The organism is Escherichia sp. E.sYA108, assembly GCF_011754335.1.
Lineage (GTDB): Bacteria > Pseudomonadota > Gammaproteobacteria > Enterobacterales > Enterobacteriaceae > Escherichia > Escherichia coli.
In genome coordinates, this window is record NZ_JAAQVZ010000001.1 from 3,978,844 (window position 1) to 3,997,240 (window position 18,397).

General features: G+C 43.5%; 14 protein-coding genes and 2 pseudogenes. 6 read left to right on the forward strand and 10 right to left on the reverse strand.

Annotated features, from left to right (window positions below; all coding sequences use genetic code 11):
• Positions 1 to 12: 12 nt before the first annotated feature.
• From HBM92_RS19060 to HBM92_RS19070, 3 genes and pseudogenes are all read right to left on the reverse strand, one after another.
• Positions 13 to 1,785: pseudogene (locus HBM92_RS19060) on the reverse strand (ShlB/FhaC/HecB family hemolysin secretion/activation protein).
• 221 nt (positions 1,786 to 2,006) lie between these two features.
• Positions 2,007 to 2,630, reverse strand: coding sequence for a hypothetical protein (locus tag HBM92_RS19065; RefSeq protein ID WP_001313589.1), 624 nt, complete (start codon positions 2,628 to 2,630; stop codon positions 2,007 to 2,009).
• Positions 2,631 to 3,384: 754 nt separating this feature from the next.
• Positions 3,385 to 4,416 (reverse strand): LacI family DNA-binding transcriptional regulator, encoded by a 1,032-nt coding sequence (locus HBM92_RS19070; protein WP_000416159.1) that lies wholly within the window; start codon positions 4,414 to 4,416, stop codon positions 3,385 to 3,387.
• A gap of 270 nt (positions 4,417 to 4,686) precedes the next feature.
• On the opposite strand from HBM92_RS19070, the gene HBM92_RS19075 reads away from it, so the two are divergent.
• From HBM92_RS19075 to HBM92_RS19085, 3 genes are read left to right on the forward strand one after another with little or no spacing between them, the layout of a single operon-like run.
• On the forward strand, positions 4,687 to 5,130 hold the full coding sequence (locus HBM92_RS19075; protein ID WP_000916811.1) for a PTS sugar transporter subunit IIA: 444 nt from the start codon (positions 4,687 to 4,689) through the stop codon (positions 5,128 to 5,130).
• Between the two features lie 15 nt (positions 5,131 to 5,145).
• On the forward strand, positions 5,146 to 5,433 hold the full coding sequence (locus tag HBM92_RS19080) for a PTS sugar transporter subunit IIB (protein WP_000705927.1): 288 nt from the start codon (positions 5,146 to 5,148) through the stop codon (positions 5,431 to 5,433).
• A gap of 12 nt (positions 5,434 to 5,445) precedes the next feature.
• Entirely contained in the window at positions 5,446 to 6,702 is a 1,257-nt protein-coding gene (locus tag HBM92_RS19085) for a PTS ascorbate transporter subunit IIC (protein ID WP_000345349.1), read from the forward strand.
• A 246-nt stretch (positions 6,703 to 6,948) separates the two neighbouring features.
• Here HBM92_RS19085 and HBM92_RS19090 read toward each other — a convergent pair whose 3' ends face one another.
• The 4 genes from HBM92_RS19090 to rbsK all read right to left on the reverse strand — a co-directional run bounded on the left by HBM92_RS19090 (position 6,949) and on the right by rbsK (position 10,914).
• The gene (locus tag HBM92_RS19090) at positions 6,949 to 7,203 is read right to left on the reverse strand and encodes a transposase (protein WP_001327567.1); all 255 of its coding nucleotides are present in this window, start codon (positions 7,201 to 7,203) and stop codon (positions 6,949 to 6,951) included.
• Positions 7,204 to 7,624: 421 nt separating this feature from the next.
• On the reverse strand, positions 7,625 to 8,638 hold the full coding sequence (locus HBM92_RS19095; protein ID WP_000107474.1) for an aldose 1-epimerase family protein: 1,014 nt from the start codon (positions 8,636 to 8,638) through the stop codon (positions 7,625 to 7,627).
• A gap of 11 nt (positions 8,639 to 8,649) precedes the next feature.
• A complete protein-coding gene (fucP, locus tag HBM92_RS19100) occupies positions 8,650 to 9,966 on the reverse strand; it encodes an L-fucose:H+ symporter permease (RefSeq protein ID WP_000998353.1) in 1,317 nt (438 codons plus the stop codon).
• 27 nt (positions 9,967 to 9,993) lie between these two features.
• Positions 9,994 to 10,914 carry a ribokinase gene (gene rbsK, locus HBM92_RS19105; protein WP_000350265.1) on the reverse strand — a complete coding sequence of 307 codons (921 nt, stop codon included), beginning with the start codon at positions 10,912 to 10,914 and terminating at the stop codon, positions 9,994 to 9,996.
• A gap of 305 nt (positions 10,915 to 11,219) precedes the next feature.
• Between rbsK and HBM92_RS19110 the strand changes: the two genes are divergently transcribed.
• A complete protein-coding gene (locus HBM92_RS19110) occupies positions 11,220 to 12,002 on the forward strand; it encodes a DeoR family transcriptional regulator (protein WP_001305338.1) in 783 nt (260 codons plus the stop codon).
• Between the two features lies 1 nt (position 12,003).
• Here the strand turns inward: HBM92_RS19110 and HBM92_RS25115 are convergent.
• Positions 12,004 to 12,230, reverse strand: a pseudogene (locus HBM92_RS25115) (acetolactate synthase small subunit).
• 1,310 nt (positions 12,231 to 13,540) lie between these two features.
• On the opposite strand from HBM92_RS25115, the gene HBM92_RS19120 reads away from it, so the two are divergent.
• Entirely contained in the window at positions 13,541 to 13,999 is a 459-nt protein-coding gene (locus HBM92_RS19120; protein ID WP_001529506.1) for a hypothetical protein, read from the forward strand.
• A gap of 342 nt (positions 14,000 to 14,341) precedes the next feature.
• Complete coding sequence (locus tag HBM92_RS19125) at positions 14,342 to 14,770, forward strand: CPBP family intramembrane glutamic endopeptidase (RefSeq protein WP_001327842.1); 429 nt, start codon at positions 14,342 to 14,344, stop codon at positions 14,768 to 14,770.
• 319 nt (positions 14,771 to 15,089) lie between these two features.
• Here the strand turns inward: HBM92_RS19125 and HBM92_RS19130 are convergent, their stop codons facing one another.
• Positions 15,090 to 16,055, reverse strand: a complete 966-nt coding sequence (locus tag HBM92_RS19130) for a hypothetical protein (protein ID WP_001305344.1) — start codon at positions 16,053 to 16,055, stop codon at positions 15,090 to 15,092.
• Positions 16,056 to 16,162: 107 nt separating this feature from the next.
• On the reverse strand, positions 16,163 to 18,397 hold the full coding sequence (locus HBM92_RS19135; protein ID WP_001032962.1) for a right-handed parallel beta-helix repeat-containing protein: 2,235 nt from the start codon (positions 18,395 to 18,397) through the stop codon (positions 16,163 to 16,165).

An 18,397-nucleotide genomic window follows, 5' to 3' on the forward strand; every position in this document is an offset into this window, starting at 1 on the left:
GGTAATAATCCCTTAAAACGCGACGGCAACGCGCCAGTAAACCGTGAGATGGTCAGGGGCAAGCCAGTCCGGGTAAACCAGAGGCAGTCCGGCAGTGAACGAACCGGAAACATGGCCACTGGTGGTGCTGAGCCCGGCAGCAGCACCCCACAGCGTGCCGGACGAGTACGGGTCATCGCTGTCAGAGTGCAGCCAGCCGCCGTCCAGTGCAGCCACTGCACGGACAGTTCCCACATATGGCAGGGAGAACAGAGACCAGGACAGCTCATTCCGCAGATAACCGCCGTTATTACCGGAGATATACTGATCCTTAAAGCCACGCACTGAACTCTCACCCCCGAGGCTCAGTTGTTCCACACCATGAAGACGGTCCGGTGACCACTGGGCATAAGCGCTGGTCAGCCACCACACCCTGTCCGTGACGGGGCGCTGAAAACTGGCACTCACCGACCATTTCCGGAACTGATTTACGGGCAGGTCTCCCCTTTTCCCGTGGTCGCTTTCTGCGCCGAACTAGGGCATCCCCCGTGTGAATACCGGATTCAGTGTTCCGACCCCCCCCAGAAACTTGTGGGTGTGATTCAGCCCGACAGAAAATGAAGTGAGTTTACGGCTGCTGCCCTGAAGCAGAACATCATCCAGATAATTGTGAATAATGCGGTGCTGCAGACCTCCGGTCAGTGCTGTCTTCATGTCCCCGTTACGGAACAGGACATGCGACAGTCCCAGCCGGTGAGTCTGCAGGTCTCCCGTGGAACGCCACCGCCAGCCCCGGTTATCAATGGTGCTGAGGTAGTCACTCCATGAATACGTGTAATCCACCAGGGTATAGCCATACGGCAGACTGACACCGGCGGCAAAATTCCTCGCATCATGTGACACCGAAAAGTCACTGCTCCGTCCCCCGCTGACAAACCAGTTGTCAGCCAGCCCCAGAGGATTATTAAAGGAAAGGACACCATTTAACTGCCCCGTACCGGTACTCTTCTGCCCGCTGTTGTCGATGCCCACGCTCCCTGTGACAGGCCATTCCGGCAATGCCGTCAGTGTCACCACCGACCATCCCTCACGGTCACCGGGCGATATTTCAATCTGTACCGGCTCCGTACGCAGACGATTAATCTGCTCCATCCCCTGCTCAATATCCCGCAGGTTCAGAACCTTCCCCTCCATTCCCGGGAAAACCATCTTCAGGGTGCGGGCAGGAAGGTCAGCGCCTTCCGCCCGGATTTGCTGCAGCCTGCCTTCCATGACCGTTATGTGCAGTACGCCCCCTGAAAGGTCCTGCTCTGTCAGAAAGGCCCGGCTGGTGATATATCCCCGGCGTATATAGCCGTCCGTCACGGCATCCGTGACCGCGGTCAGCCCCGTGATATTCAGACACTGATTCACCCACGGTGCCACCAGTCTGTCGGTTTCTGCAGACGTCAGTCGGGTGGCCCCACTGACAACAATGCTTGACACCGTAAAGCAGGGACCTTCAGTACCGGCAGACGTTTCCGGAGACGGCGTGATGGTCAGCGGCGCACTGCGCTCCAGCGCATCACGCTGACGCTGGTTTTCATCCAGCAACTGCTGCTGTTGCTGCTGAATTGCACTGCGGTCACCCGGAGACAGCATGGCTGCCGGAGACGAAAATGCGGGGATGAAACAACCAGAAAAAACGGAGAGGGAGAGATAGCATATCCACGGAGAGCCGCGCCGGAACATATCACAACAGGGGACAGACAACGCACGGGATAAAAGGGACGTTTTCGTCAGAATGTTTTTCTGCCGGTGCTGCATGTTCTCCCCGTATTCTGGCCTGTGTGATGCCAGTGTAAATTCATGTCAAAAAGTGTCAGTAAAGAAATTTACATCAGAAGAGAAGCATTTTTGAACAGTAACCCGGTAAAATATCAGGAAAAATCGAAGAAATGTGATAAAGGACGTATTTTTGGCTGTGACGAGGGCAAAACCCTGTTCCGGTTACCGGTCATGCTCCGGCCCCCACAGACTATTTTGCGTCAGGAGTAATATACAGGGATATGACGAGTTGTTCCGGTTATGTTGTCATACACGTCCACAGAAGCCGTCGCAATCCGCATCCCGTACTTTCTCAGCCTCAGGATATCTGCCGCAATGCGCTGGCTGCCGAACCAGAACAGGCCGTCCAGTGCGCTCACCTGCAATCCTGTCTCCAGCGCATACTTCAGCCGTTGACGGGGCGCTTTCACTTCCCGGGCAATCAGTTGGTATGGCGATGATGTGTTTTCATTCGCAACCACCCGCCGAATACGGTGAGACAGATGATACCGGAATGTATCCGGCCCACCCGAAAGGCTGGCCTTCAGGTTGTACACGCAGCCAAAGCGTTTATCGTTGAACACCACATTTTTCTGGCTGATGTCCCATTCTTCACGCAGCGCGGCAATCAGTTGTGGTGTACGAGTAAGCAACAAGCGAAAAGGCAGTTCAAAACTGGTGACGTAATCCACATTCAGCAGAGCAATACGCAGCCGTTCTTCTGGCCCGGCCTCTGTCTGCCGGCACTCCTCCAGAACATCCTGCCACTGCCGGCGAAGGCGTGGAGATTCATTCAGTTCTGTAAAGCAGTTTTTATCCGCCAGATAGTCAATTCGTATATGCATACTGAAGAGCATTCCGTATAAAGATTCAGCTGGCAAAACTTTATCAGTCTGTAAAAACTAACGGAAGAGTCGATATTTCTCCCGTCCATCACCGGATGATTGTTGCAATACCCCGTGGCATCAGAGACTGAACAGCCGTTTTTAACGCAACGTATTGCTCTGATGTATCAGGCCGGACAACCCGAAAACAGCCTTTCACCCTGCATTGTCCGCCAGCGCTTATTACCAGCCACGTCTGTTGCAGTAAATTAATCAGTTGAGAACATTCTTCATCAATCGTGACGCTGGCTCGCGCATGGCAGAAAAGGTCCTGACTGAGCAACAACAGGCATCGTATTGTTGCTGCTCCATGTTGTTTATATGAACGCATCCCGTTTGCAAGGCTTCCGTGTTTTTGACGTTGACGGTAGATTGCTGCTCTATATCCCTATTGCAGCCGGTGCTGCGGGCCTCGATGAGATTCGCTGACTCTCGCCTTATTCACGCAACGAGCTTTAAGCTCAGAAAAACATCCAAGTTTGGTGAGTCACAGTCTTACGTGTCGTTGTCATCAATATAGGAATGGATAATCTGGAGAGCGACACTGCGGGCTGATATTGCGGTTTTACGGCAAGTTTTTAGCATCCGCTTCTACGCCAAATACCTGAAGTAGGAATGGATGCGTTAGCAGCACACATCCGGATCTGCGCGGGGAATAGCCGGAAACGGCTATCCCTACCACAATAGCTAACTTTGCAATAGTGCCCTTTTAGGCTCATGTACTCTGACGTAATTCTATCTGGTAGTTGAATTGCACGATACGCGACTCTTCTGATTCATCATGATTATTATTCAATAGTCCAATCAGTAACTTACCCGTCTCTATCCCCATTTTTTTGTAGTCAATACGGATGGATGTCAAGGTTGGGTGTGTTTGATCGCAACTGTCTGAACCGTCAAGACAAGCTACAGCGATATTTCCAGGGATTTTTAACAAACGCCGCTGACACTCAAACATGATACCCAGCGCAATCTCTTCGTGGCTGCAAATCACAGCATCCAGCTCTGGTTGTCGCAGTAATATCTCGTTTAATGCGTAACGCCCCAATTGCAGACTTGCGGCATCCGGCATTGTGATAACAAGATCAGTGTTCTGGTAATGGCTCAGCATTGCTTTATGCCAGCCGTTCAGTTGCTGACGTTGCAGGCGGTTTTCCATATGCGCACCGATAAATCCGATATTCTTATAACCCTGCTCCAGCAGATGTTCGGTCAGTTTATGTGATGCTTCAAAAAATGCTGTTTCGATGGTAATTTGAGCCGGACTGAAAGGGGAACCGACAACGTTAACGGTAGGTATATTTGTTTTCTCGAGTATCTGGTGAGTTTTATCAGCCAACTGAGAACCAAAAATAACTAACGCCGCCGGGTTGCCTTGAAGAAGCGTCATCAGAATTTCAGCTTCTTTGAGCTGATTATACTCATGACACCCAAGCAGTAGCTGGAATTCATTTTTATTAAGCACCTGCTGCAACGACTGCATAAAGCGGGAGCTGGCTTTATCTGTCAGGGAAGGAACCAGTACGGCGACTGTATGACTGTGACCAGATGCAAGGGCGCCAGCAGTTCTGTTGGGAATATAACCCAACTCTTCTACGGCCTGTTCTATCTTTTCCCTCAGCTTGTCAGAAACCTGTTCCGGTGTTCTCAGCGCGCGGGAGACGGTCATGGTTCCGACACCTGCAAAGTTAGCGACCTCCTGCAGCGTCACCCGTCCGGTACCACGGCGCTTACGTGTTTTTTCCATTTCGACTCCATGGATAATTACAACCAGCTGTTTTCATTACTTTTATTTTACCATTACTCTTTCCAGTTTTTGCCCACGGTAGCAAATATCCTGTTGCATTGTATATGCAGGAACCGAATATAGCCAAAGCATGGCGGCAGAGAAATGATAGCGCTATCACAAAGATTGGTAGCGTTATCAGATAGCGCTATCAAATGCGACAATCATCACATTAATTAATGCGTAAAATATCTACTCTCCTGTTAATTATCATCGGGAGTTATCAGTCGTATGTTAAAAAATCTATTAAATACAGAGGTCGTTCAGGTCGTGGAACAGGTCAAAGACTGGCGGGAAGCCGTGGCGATTTCATGCCGACCGTTGATTGAAAACGGTTCTATCGAACCGCGTTATGTTGATGCGATCTATCACTCGCACGACACTATCGGTCCGTACTATGTGGTTGGCCCTGGTATTGCGATGCCTCATGCGCGCCCGGAAGAGGGGGCTAACAAGCTGTCATTAGCACTGACCCTGATCCCTTCAGGTGTGAATTTTGATGCCGATGAAAACGATCCAGTGAAATTACTGATTGTGCTGGCTGCAACCGACAGTACCAGCCACATTGAAGCGATTTCTCAACTCGCCAAGTTATTCGATAACGAAAAAGACATACAGGCTATTTTGACGGCCAAAACGACGCAGGACATTTTGTCTGTTATTGCGCGCTATTAATTCTGAGGAACATTTATGAAAATTACAGTGGTTTGCGGTAACGGCTTAGGCACCAGCCTGATGATGGAAATGAGCATTAAAAGCATTTTGAAGGATTTGTCCATCAGCGCTGATGTTGATCATGTCGACCTGGGCTCCGCGAAAGGGACGCCGAGTGATATCTATGTCGGCACCAAAGATATTGCCGAGCAGTTAGTCGCGCAGTCTGTCGCAGGCAAAATCGTCGCCCTGGAAAATATGATTGATAAGAAAGCCATGAGAGAACGTTTGTCCGTGGCATTAACCGAATTAGGCGCACTGTAAGCTGGGGGCGATATGGATTTCTTTCGTTTTTTGATGAGCGATGTACTTTCCGAACCCGCGGTGCTGGTCGGTTTAATCGCCCTGATTGGCCTGATTGCACAGAAAAAACCGGTAACCGAATGCATTAAAGGTACCGTCAAGACCATTATGGGGTTTGTGATTTTAGGCGCAGGGGCGGGTTTAGTTGTGTCGTCACTGGGTGACTTCGCAAACATTTTCCAGCATGCCTTTGGTATTCAGGGTGTCGTGCCGAACAATGAAGCCATTGTTTCCGTAGCGCAGAAAAGCTTCGGGAAAGAAATGGCGATGATTATGTTCTTTGCGATGGTTATCAACATTATGATTGCCCGTTTCACACCGTGGAAATTTATCTTCCTGACCGGTCATCACACGTTGTTTATGTCGATGATGGTAGCGGTAATTCTGGCAACAGCAGGCATGACCGGCGTTACGCTTATAGCCGTTGGCTCTTTGGTTGTTGGCGTGGCAATGGTCTTTTTCCCGGCTATTGCGCATCCGTACATGAAGAAAGTGACCGGTTCTGATGACGTTGCCATCGGCCACTTCTCAACATTATCTTATGTATTGGCCGGTTTCATCGGCAGCAAGTTTGGTAATAAAGAGCACTCGACTGAAGACATGAATGTGCCGAAAAGTCTGCTGTTCTTGCGCGACACGCCGGTTGCTATCTCTTTTACCATGAGCATAATTTTCCTGGTGACGTGCCTGTTTGCGGGTGCAGATGCGGTGAAAGAGCTTAGCGGTGGTAAAAACTGGTTCATGTTCTCTATCATGCAATCCATTACCTTCGCAGCTGGCGTGTACATCATTCTGCAGGGTGTGCGCATGGTGATTGCGGAGATTGTCCCGGCATTCAAAGGTATTTCAGACAAGCTGGTTCCGAATGCCAGACCTGCTCTCGATTGCCCGGTCGTCTTCCCTTACGCACCTAACGCTGTACTGGTTGGTTTCCTGAGTAGCTTTGCTGCAGGTTTAATCGGTATGTTCACGTTGTATCTGCTGAACATGATCGTGATTATTCCTGGTGTGGTGCCGCACTTCTTCGTAGGTGCAGCTGCAGGGGTATTCGGTAATGCAACGGGTGGACGTCGTGGTGCGATTTTGGGTGCCTTCGCTCAAGGCTTGCTTATTACCTTCCTGCCAGTATTCTTATTGCCGGTGCTGGGTGATATTGGTTTTGCTAACACCACCTTCAGTGATGCTGACTTTGGCGCACTGGGTATTTTGTTAGGGATTATCGTTCGCTAATATTTTGATGACATTAATATCCTCCAGGATTTCAGGAACGTGGAGGATATTAATTCCTCTTGTTTTCTCCATTTTTCTTTCTTCCAGTCAGGACTGCATCCGATTAATTGTAAGCGCTCCGAGAAGTACGTAGCGTAAGGATTATTTTACAGCTGAGAAGTTTCAGTGCAGCAGTTCATGCACACGGTTCGACGGCTAGTCATTGATCTTCATAATTACCTCGCGTAAAAAACGGGGTAAGGCCGCTCATCCCAGCGTCATCTCCACAGGTAATAATTCAACGCCAATGCCAGAAGAGTTCGTTAACGGAAGACGCCGTGATATACGCCCTTTGATCAGCGAGAGCCTGAGCCATTTGAACAGAAGATTATCATTGATATCATGCTCCCGGGCAATACGGGCAACAGAACCCCTTGGTTGTAAAGCCAGTGTAACCATTTGAAGTTTAAACTCATTTGAAAATGACCTGCGGGGTTCAGCTGATAATGTTTTTTGTTCCATAACAGGTGTCCACTAGTTGAAAAGGTGGGTACCTATGTTACCAATACTGGCTTAATGGCTACATACAGCAGTCGGTTTACGCATACACTTTTATAGTGCACTCCGGCCTCATGAATATAACGGTGGATTACCGCCGAACGAATCGGAAAATAGATACTGGAAAAAAACTGAAATTGTGACCAGTTTTTGTTGACCACTACAAATAAATAAAAGAGTTGCAGTGCTTGCTCGGTAAGAAAACAATGGAAGTTGAGATCCTCAAAGAAGCTGTGGAGTACACCACTCTACAGTAGTTGCGCAAATTTGGAGTGGACGATAATGTGATCGTCTATAAGGGCAACGCTATCATAGTCTTGTCCTGGCGGGTAAAAAAGCGCGCTTACCTTAACGATAAGCGCGCCGCTGTTCAGGCCTTGAGTGGTTATTCAATTCCTGTGGTGACTGTAAAAGTGCGCGTTTGCTGCGGTGCAACCTGAATCAGCGTGCCATTACGTTGCGCGGCAAGATACCCCTCAGGCCGACAGGTTGCAGGTAATGCAAAGGCGGCTACCTGTTGCTCTCCGTTATAAAGGATCCAGCGTGTCACATAATTTAGTTCAGCACTGTAGAAACGAGTAACAAACGTAGTGCCATCGGGAGAGATCATGCGAAACTCTGGCTGATCTGTATAAGCGTCCAGTTTGTCTGCAAAGAAGACAATTTCTGGATCATAAAATTCCGGTTGACTCAGCGTCGACAGAGAGGCTTCTCCCTGCATAATCCGTTGATTAAACGCCAGCCACTGAGCGGTGGGATTAACATGCGAAGGCACTGATTCACGCAATCTTAATATTTCGTCCGGGATATTCTGGCTGAATGTAGCATTTGGTATATATGCATAATTCATGTGGCACATATATTGTAGTGGCATATCTACAGAAGCCAGATTGGTTACGGCCATCTTAATATCGAACAGTGTAGAGGATTTGTGAAGGACCACTGTTGGTTGAGCCAGATAATGATGACCGAAACCCATTACATACTCGTAACGCCCGTTAAGGCGTAACATATCTCCGTCTAATTCCAGCCATGCTTCATCCATCGCGGCACAGGCCATTTCACCGTGTAGCAGATGAGTATCTTCCGCAGATGGGCAGCCATTAGCCAGCAAACCTGAATGAAAAGCAAAACAGCCATAGGTCTCTATCACCTCTGTCGCCGGTTTAGGCTGGCGAAACATATTGCACATGGTGAGGCCGTGTCCATCAAATTGCGCATCCCAAATCATCTGCCCCATCCAGGGAAGAATAATCAAATGTCCACGACTGTTTGCAATTTTAAGCCCCTCGACACCGCTGTCATAGCGAAAAGACGTGACAGTAAAATCACTATTTTCCAGCAAGATACGAGGTTTCTCGCCAAAAAGCGCCCGCCACAAATTAATACGCGTACTCATAACGGTTCTCCTCAGGACGCTGTGACTTCAGCCAGTGCGGTACGTACTTTGCTTTCACGCCAGAAGTAGACTCCGACATAGACAAAGCAGAGCATAGAAACCAGGAATGAAAGCTGTAGTGAGTGGAACATATCTGCAATATATCCCTGAATTGCTGGAACCACCGCGGCACCGACAATAGCCATAACAATGACTGCTCCTGCCATTTCTGTATGTTCGTTATCAACTGTATCCAGTGTTCCTGCATAGATCGTCGCCCAGCAAGGGCCAAACAAAACACTTACCAGGACGGCGACATAGACCGCGCTGAAACTTGGAGCCAGTGCAACATATGCCAGGAACAGCGCCCCTATAACGGAATAGAGAATCAATACTTTTTCCGGATTAAAACGCGTCATAAGGATGTTGGCTATAAACTTGCCAATAAAGAAGCAGGCAAAGCTATAGACCATGAAGTTTGAAGCATCACGTTCGTTGATATCGCCCAACTCCAGCGCCAGACGAATGGTAAATGACCATACTGCGACCTGCATACCCACATAAAGGAACTGCGCCACAATACCGCGACGAAAGCGCGGATTTCTAGCCAGATAGCGCAGCGTATCCATTGCTGACGGGCGTTTATGGTGACTTGTCTGTGCCACTTTACAGGTTGGGAAGCGGGTTAAAAGGAACAACACCATGACCACAACCAGAATCATAATCATATACTTATACGGTTCAAGGGTGTTCTCTAACATCAGCACCTTAAAGTTGTGAATTTGCCCGGCGTTCATTCCTGACATCTGCTTTTCAAGGCTTTCCCCCTCGGAGAAAACCAGATATTTGCCCAATAAAATACCAGACGCAGCACCAATCGGATAAAAGGTCTGGCTGATATTGAGCCGCAATGTGGCATAGGCTTTTGGACCGATCATTGAACTGTATGTGTTCGCTGCAGTTTCAAGGAAACTCAGGCCAATCGCAATCGCAAAAATAGCTGCAAGGAACATAGTGTAGGTTGCCATATGTGAGGCAGGGAAAAAAAGTGTACAACCACCAATATACAGCGTCAGGCCAATTAAAATTGCCACCTTATAACTGGTCTTTTTAATCACAAGGGATGCTGGTATTGCAATTAAAAAATAACCTCCATAAAATGCGCTCTGCACCAATGCTGAAGCAAAGTTACTTAGCGAAAATACACTTTTGAATTGAGTGATTAATATGTCATTTAATGCAGCTGCGCATCCCCATAGCGGGAATAAACACGATAACAAAATAAACTGGAACAAGGGAGTCTTATTCAGATACCCATCAGGCATCTGAATGATGTTTTTATCGTTCATAGTGCTACCTTTAACTGTGCAGGATGATTATTCGTTTAAGGTTAAAAATTCATTAAATTGTTCAATACTCGGATAAGATGATTGCGTACCTTTCCCTGTGACGCTGAAAGCGGCAAAGAGAGCGGCTTTTTTCAAAGCGGCTTCAACATCACCGCTTTGAACATAATAATGGGAAAAGCAACCAATAAATGCGTCACCAGCGCCACTAGTATCAACAGCATTTACTTTGAATGCAGGAACATGGACTTCCTGATCACGGGTCATCCATAATGCGCCTTTTTCGCTCATGGTAACAATAATATTGTTCAGCCCTTTATCAACTAACGAACGTGCGGCCAAACGAATATGATCATAAGTATCAACCGACATACCGGTTAATATTTCCAGTTCTGTTTCATTCGGGATAAAGAAATCACATTTGCAGGCATAAGACATATCTAACTCACGCAATGCCGGAGCCGGATTTAATAACACTTCAATACCATTTTTCTTACCAAACTCAATCGCGTGGTAAACTGTTTCCAGTTGAACTTCCAGTTGTAAAACGATCAATTTGCATTTTTTCAGATCTTCTGCAGCTCGATCGATATCTTCCGGGGAAAGAAATTTATTCGCTCCCTTAATTATTAATATACTATTGCTCGAGTTGGCATTAACAAAGATCGGTGCAACACCACTGCTGGTACAGGGGACCTTCTCAACATAAGTGGTATTAATTCCCCATGATTCGAGATTACGAATAGTATTATCCGCAAAAATATCATCACCTACTTTAGTCAGCATCAGGACTTTTGAATTCAATTTAGCCGCCGCCACCGCTTGATTAGCACCTTTCCCACCACATCCGATTTTGAAGGCAGGTGCTTCCAGAGTTTCTCCTTCTTTAGGCATCTGATTCGTGTAAGTAATGAGATCCACCATATTGGAACCAATAACTGCAATGTCCATTTCACTACCTCTTATAAACTTTCGCATAACAATGGTATTTAAATAACATTAGCATGTTACTTTTGCATCATTTGTGACTGAGATCGCGATTAGCACATCAACCCGATGTTTATTTAATAGACTTCCAGTCTTATCACTCAGGCCAACACTATCTAATCATAAGCAACCTAACAGGATTAATACCGAAAATTCAGCAGTCTATACCCTTTTCATTTCAAAGGGTCGGTCGTATAGTATGGTAACTAAAACAATGTTTACTAATGCCATAATGTTATTTTTATAACATTTTTACGGAGAGAGAGTTGATGGAAACGAAGCAAAAAGAGCGTATCCGACGTTTGATTGAAATACTTAAGAAAACCGACAGAATCCATTTGAAAGACGCGGCACGAATGCTGGAAGTTTCTGTAATGACTATTCGTCGCGATCTCCATCAGGAAGATGAACCTCTGCCACTGACCCTACTGGGTGGCTATATTGTAATGGTGCATAAACCCGCACCATCCATGCCAGTAATCCAGGACGTTCCGAGAAATCATCGTGATGACTTACCTATTGCAATTCTGGCCGCCGGAATGGTTAATGAAAATGATCTGATCTTCTTTGATAATGGCCAGGAGATACCGCTCGTTATAAGCATGATCCCGGATGCAATCACCTTCACTGGCATCTGTTACTCACATCGTGTCTTTGTTGCGTTGAATGAAAAACCTAATGTGACAGCAATACTTTGTGGTGGTACGTATCGTGCCAGAAGTGATGCTTTTTACGATGCCAGTAACTCTTCGCCATTAGACTCTCTCAATCCGCGAAAAATATTTATTTCCGCCAGCGGTGTACATGATCACTTTGGCGTCAGCTGGTTTAATCCCGAAGATCTTGCCACTAAGCGTAAAGCGATGGCCCGTGGACTAAGGAAAATTTTGCTCGCCCGCCACGCCTTGTTCGATGAAGTAGCCTCTGCCAGCCTCGCACCGCTCTCTGCATTTGATGTTCTGATTAGCGATCGTCCGTTACCGGCAGATTATGTTACGCACTGCCGGAATGCTTCTGTAAAGGTCATTACACCTGATTCAGAAGACGAATGACTTACTGAAAAAACACCGTACTCTTGTTAAACATCGTCGGATTGGACTGATTACGTTGCACTTTCATCACATATTCCAGCTTATCAATTTGGCTTATCATCTACTCCAGACGCTGGTCATCATTGACCAATAGTCTGATATGGCTTTTGTCGCTGTCCTGAATCGGCAGGCAGAAAATGCCTTCAACGTTAAAAGCGCGACGGGAAAAAGCCCACAAGGGTGAGTCATTACGCCCGGATAATAAACAGGCTCCTCCCTGTTATGGAAGCCGTTGTATTGTCCATAATGTCTGGGTTTTTAATGCACACTGGATAACAACCGGACGAATCTTCAAATATCACTGGCGCTGACAGCCGGTTTGAATTCATCTCACAACCCTGCATAGAGCGAATCTCCTGCCTGCACGTCACTCCACTCCATGGTATAAACTTCACACTCTTTATCTGCGGCTAGTTTCAGTCACCAGATAAGCATCGACTATGAAAGGTGAGCCATGACAACATAACGTTGGTAACGCTCTGACGCCTTAACGGAAGATGCCTGCCACCACAGGGAATGTAAACGACTGAAGTGTGGCCTTTAATGCCGTGAACGGCTCATGGTCTCCTGGCACGGTTGCCGCCCCAACCTGTAACAACATTCCACAGTACAATGTCTGTCAGAGCCGGAGCCTCCCATGCCTGTTGTAGTAACTCTACCAGTTACGAACATCCTTCTTCAAAAGTGTTGTCGTATCTCGCATGGAAGAAAAGATCCTGACTAAGCAGCAACACACAACGTATTGCGGAACCTGCATGTTTTTCCTGTAACTAGTGCATTACGACATATGGTAATAGCTACCTGTGTGGTTTCGCTGGATAACAAGGGGATTTATTCGCAAGTAAAATGCCTGATAAAATACACGAATCTAGTAATCATCAATATTTACTCTGGTCGAATGACGCGTGAAGTGGACGGCCAACAGACGCAGTCAGTGATCTACAGCCTGTTGAATAAAACGCTGGATGTCTCCCGGCTCTGAAATTAATGCTTCGGTTATTTGCACGAAATGTTCCTTTTCAAACCCTGTTGAATTTTGTTAAGCCGGTGCAGACACAGTAAAGCGCGCATCAACACCTGAAAGGTACGATACAAACACAAGTTACAAACAATAATAACGGAAGGACAATTAATCAGTGAGGAATAATAACTAAATTAACCAAAAGAATGTTACTGGCAATACAACCAAAACTTAAATAGTAATATATTTGTTAATATTATAAATTCAGACTGAGTATGATATCAGAAAATACATTAGTTAATGTAAGAACAGATGCCCAGTAAGACATATACACAAGACACCCACAAACACTCTCTTTTTATTAAATAAATCACCTGATTAAATTATAAAAGTGTGATATAAGTCAAAATTACTGACGAAATCAATTGATAATGATTATCTCTATCATTATCGTGATATTCGAGAATGAAAGGGGAAGTAGTCATTATAAGCCTTTTATAAATCGTCATAGTAGAACACTTTTTATATGAGTTGCTATATGAAAATATACTGGACAAGAAAAAGCATTCCTGAACTTTCAGCACTTCCACCTTCATTAAGAAAGAAAAATTTTACTGACACATATAATGCTGCATCTTCTCATATCGAATACTGGATAGGTGCTGGCGTCTCATTTATCTCGATGATGATTTTATTCAGAGTATATGACTTTCTTTTACCCGCCCAAGATACTTTCCCGGGTGATATCATCAGAAGTTTATGTGTTGTGTGTCCATCCATATTAATCTGGTTTCAGTTTTCGGTATATGTCATGAGGAAATATTACAGGCATATTCTGGTGCGAGGAAAGGAAACCGAAACCATTTCAGAAAGGTTGATACGTGAGGCTGATACACGAGAATATGAACTATGGCGTCCGGTCCGTCGCTTTTTCTCCATTCTTTTTCTCATTGTTCTATTAGTTTGCATTCATTCACTGATAACAACTATAAAATAAAAGTTATAGCTGTTCTGATACCGGAGAAGAAACGTTCATGCTATGGTCTCCTCTTCCTGTTATATAAAAGAATTTAAGAAGACAAGTAAGGGAATATAAATAAAAACAACAAAAATTAAAAATGCAACTATAAAAAACAGTCATCAACCAGCTGTTTTTCAATGTTTACTTTATTATTCGCTATTACTCTTATTTCTGCATTCATTACAAACAAACAGGAACTTATATCCAGGGGGCTTCTTGTTCCAGCATTATTTCTTGCTGAATTTCTAATTCTTGTTTCACTGCATTTTATTTTCTTCCGAAAAAGAGAAGAATTAGGAAGAGGTTCTTTTCGACTGTATGTTTTTTACACTCCTCTCTTTAATAATTATTCAATTATTTGTCCCTTATCTTCTGGGAGTAAGGAAAACGGAAGAGTGGATAGTTTCGCAAATGTCTTTTTCTGGGGCAATTTTATGGATTAAAATATTTTCTTCTGTATTTCTTGTTCCTGTATATGAAGAGATTGTATTTCGAGGGTGTCTTTTTAACTCTTTTAAACTCTGGTTCCATGATAATATTTATATCCCTGCAATTGTAACATCAGTTATAATCTCTGCATTGCATCTACAATATACATACTTTCGTACATTTTTGATGTTATTTCTGGTATCGTTAGTTCTTATTAGTGCAAAAATAAAGTCGAATGGCCTATTAATGCCTATATTACTTCACATCGCGATGAATGTAGCCATAGCAGGAATACAATATCTGGCTTATATCAATTAAGCCCGTTAGCAAGATTTTTTGTTAAACAACCCTACAACAAAAATGAAATGGAATCGTTATTATGCTGTATCTTATCAACACAAGGTAGCCATCATCTCTTATGATATAATGAAGCACCTGCTATAGGCGCTTCATTAATATAATATTTAACTCTCTCAAAATATGTGCCTGATATTACACTGACTGAACCAGACTGACATGAAAAATCTATACTAATAGTAATATATGAAGGTTTGTTACTGCAATATCTCCCATAAACACATTATAATTATGATAAGACTTATATAATATATTTATATTAAAATATCTTTATATGGCTTTAAAATGTTTTGTTTATACCAAGTTTGTAGAACATGCGGTTTTTGTCTTCAGAATGCTCTCCATAATAGTTTTCAATGTTGGTTGTTTGCCTGTATATTTCTCCTACCAGTTTTACAGAAGGGATAATTTTATAGGAAAAGCTGGCTCCAGTTCGAATTTCTTTATTATTTTTTGATAAACCATTATTACTTGTGCTTTCGAGGTTTTTTTCTCTATAAGAGAGGTCATATCTTATGAATGGACTCAAAACAAACTCCTCTGTAACTTTAAAATCATAGCCTCCACGCAATTGCCAGCGATCATATTTTGAGGAATGTTGATTATATTTTCTTTCATTATAGACTGATGCCCAGAGCGTATTATCATTATTAAATTTATATCTGACACCCAGAATCTGGAGTTCCTGATAATAATCGTTGTTATAACGTTTCGCCCCTAACTTACCCTTTACATAATTGTTATCTTTTCTCGACTCTTGTTGTGTTTTAAAAAATACAGGGGCAACAAAACCATTCATATATAGGCTTAACTGGTCATTGAGTTTATAAGTCATATTAGGATAAAAGCGTAGTTCCAGTTTCCACTTATCCTGCTTTTTCGGATTATCGTAGTTTACATCCCATGACTCATAACGGAAACCTGCGGAAGGAGAAAAAGAATATGCTCCCCTATTTAAAGTATAACCTTTAAGATAGAGCTCTATGCGATCGCGATTGGTTTTAAATCTGTCCTCAGATGTTTTTTTATGTTTTTTCCCATATTGATCCTGATACATATAGGTGAGTGACACATTCAAAGCAGAATCAGTAACAGGGTTGAAATTACTCTTAATATACGGCATGAAGACATCTGCAGAACGATAAGCATAATTATATTGCTCATTTTCAAAACCTAATTCTACAGTTGCAGCAATTACGTTGCCAGAGAATAACGTTAATATAAATATCGTTTTCTTCAACATCATAAAATCCCATAACAAAATTTTATATTTTTGTCAACAAAGATATATTACTGCCAGTGTCCATTCTGGAATAACCTGCTTCCGGTAGGCAGCAGGTTAATGGGCATTGTCTAATTAAATTTATTAATGATATTAAGAAAAAAATCAGGATAGATAATATTTCCACTATCATCTCGTGTGAAAAATAAATCTTTTTGTACCGGTCCTGTTTCATGTGAAACAAGCAATTTATAATTCACACTGTTAACTGTATCACCTAAGAAGTCTTTTATTTTATTTTCCCAATCATCTCTGATTGAATAATTATTATCAAAAAGGATAGATGATGGGAATTTATATGGGTTAGTTCTTAAAATATAATTATAGCGTGCATTGTTCATTGCTATATTATTTCTAACTATCAATGACCCAGTATTAAAATTATCAGTGAATCCATCCATATTATTATTAATAGCAATGGAATTAATAACTTTGTGATTTACTGGTTGACCTTCACCACCTAATTTAAAGCCATTGCCAATACTCCCTTTTAGGATATCCGCTTTATTGTATGGCAGGCCATTTTCATAGGCTACAGAATTCTCAATAGTAACAGATGCATTTGGACCATCTTCAATTTTGTTAAATAGGTCCCAACCATCATCTGCATTATTATGTGCAATGCATCCTCGAAAAATGTTTCCCGGTCCGACACCTAATTTTGCAGCAAAACCATCGGCATTAATCCCGGATAAATCAAGATTATTATATGAATCTGAGTTTAAAACTAAGTTATGAGCTGGCCAGAAAAAACGGTTTTTATCTTTCGCTGAAATAGAAATTCCCGTATCATCATTATTTCTGGCTATCACATGCTCAATAATATTATAGCTACCAGCTATACGCAAATATGCTGGTTTATTATTTCCATTATCCACATTGCCGTCAAAGACCACGGATTTTAGATGCCAGTAACTTGCATCCAGATTGAATGTCTTGTTTATAAAAATGGCTTTATGTGGATTAATGGCAGAAATTGTTTTATACTTGCCAGGTATTCCACTTAATTCCCGATCTAAGGTAATTCCATGATATTGACCATCGTTAAGGTATATATTACCGCCGGGTGCGACAAATTTTACGGCTGTCTGTAAATCTACAGGGTCATTTTTGCTGCCTCTGGCCCCCTGTCGACAATCACTACATACGTAAATCTCATAAGGATCAGTCAGGTTTGATTTAACCTGCTCTATGCGTATAGCTTTTTTTGATATATTCCCATCAACGTTAAAGTTGACGGTGAAGTCATTATGTTTTTTTTGCAAAGTAACTGGAAACTGTACCAGTTCACCCGCCTGCACCTGCTTAGTCTGCTTATCATTATCAATACTGACTATTCCAGCCTGATTGGCCAAAAATTGAAGAGTTGTTGAGTTTCTTACAACGGATTGAGGTGAAGCAAGAAAAAGTTCAGGGGCTTTATGCCGGACACGACTGAATTGACGTGAAGTTAATTGTTTGTAATCAACCAGTGGCTTGCCCGGTTTAAATGATGCATTTTTCACCCTTAGTTTCGCATTTCGTGCGGCAAAAAAACCAATAGCTAAACTATTATTATCCAGTTGATTCATAAAGCCTGAGTAATCAGAAAATTGCCATGACTGATTTTCTTTACGATCGGTATCAAAAGCGGTCAGGATGAACTTCTCTGGTAGTCGCTCGATCGTCATATGAATATTTCTTTTTTGCGTAAAGTTTATATTCTCAATGATCGGCTGTTTCTTAATTGTAATACCTTCATTACCCCATGTTTTTATTACTCCTTCACGAACAATTGAAGTAATCTGTACTAAGTTATCATTCTTTTTATTCTGTGTAATAAAGGCATTCATCAATATATTAGAGGCCTGGGGATATTCTTCTGTTCCAGCTGACTGAGGTTCCTGTCGCTGAGGACCGATAATATCTCTGACAAACAATCCAGCTCCCTCCTGTCCCGCTGGTGATTTTCCATTCACCTCCGGACCAATCTGTTCTAATGTCAAATCAGCCTCCAGTCGGAATGTCTGAGTAACCGGAACAATAGTATAAAAGACGGTCATACCGTCATGGGAGTTAGCAATTTTTCCCCCACGGCTTTCAATAAAAAAATCTGTTGGTAAAGTGTAAAATTTTCCAGCTTCAAGAAAATTATTGTTTCCTGCAAGCCAGGCATTATTCCGTCCGATCTTGGCCGAATCTATCAGCGATGAAAAGTTGAGATCCGTAGACTGACCAAACGTCGCCACCTGCCAGTTTTGAGCAAAAACGGGAGTACAAATCAAATTCAGAAAAAGAACAGTCAGTAATAGTGTGTGCTTATTCAT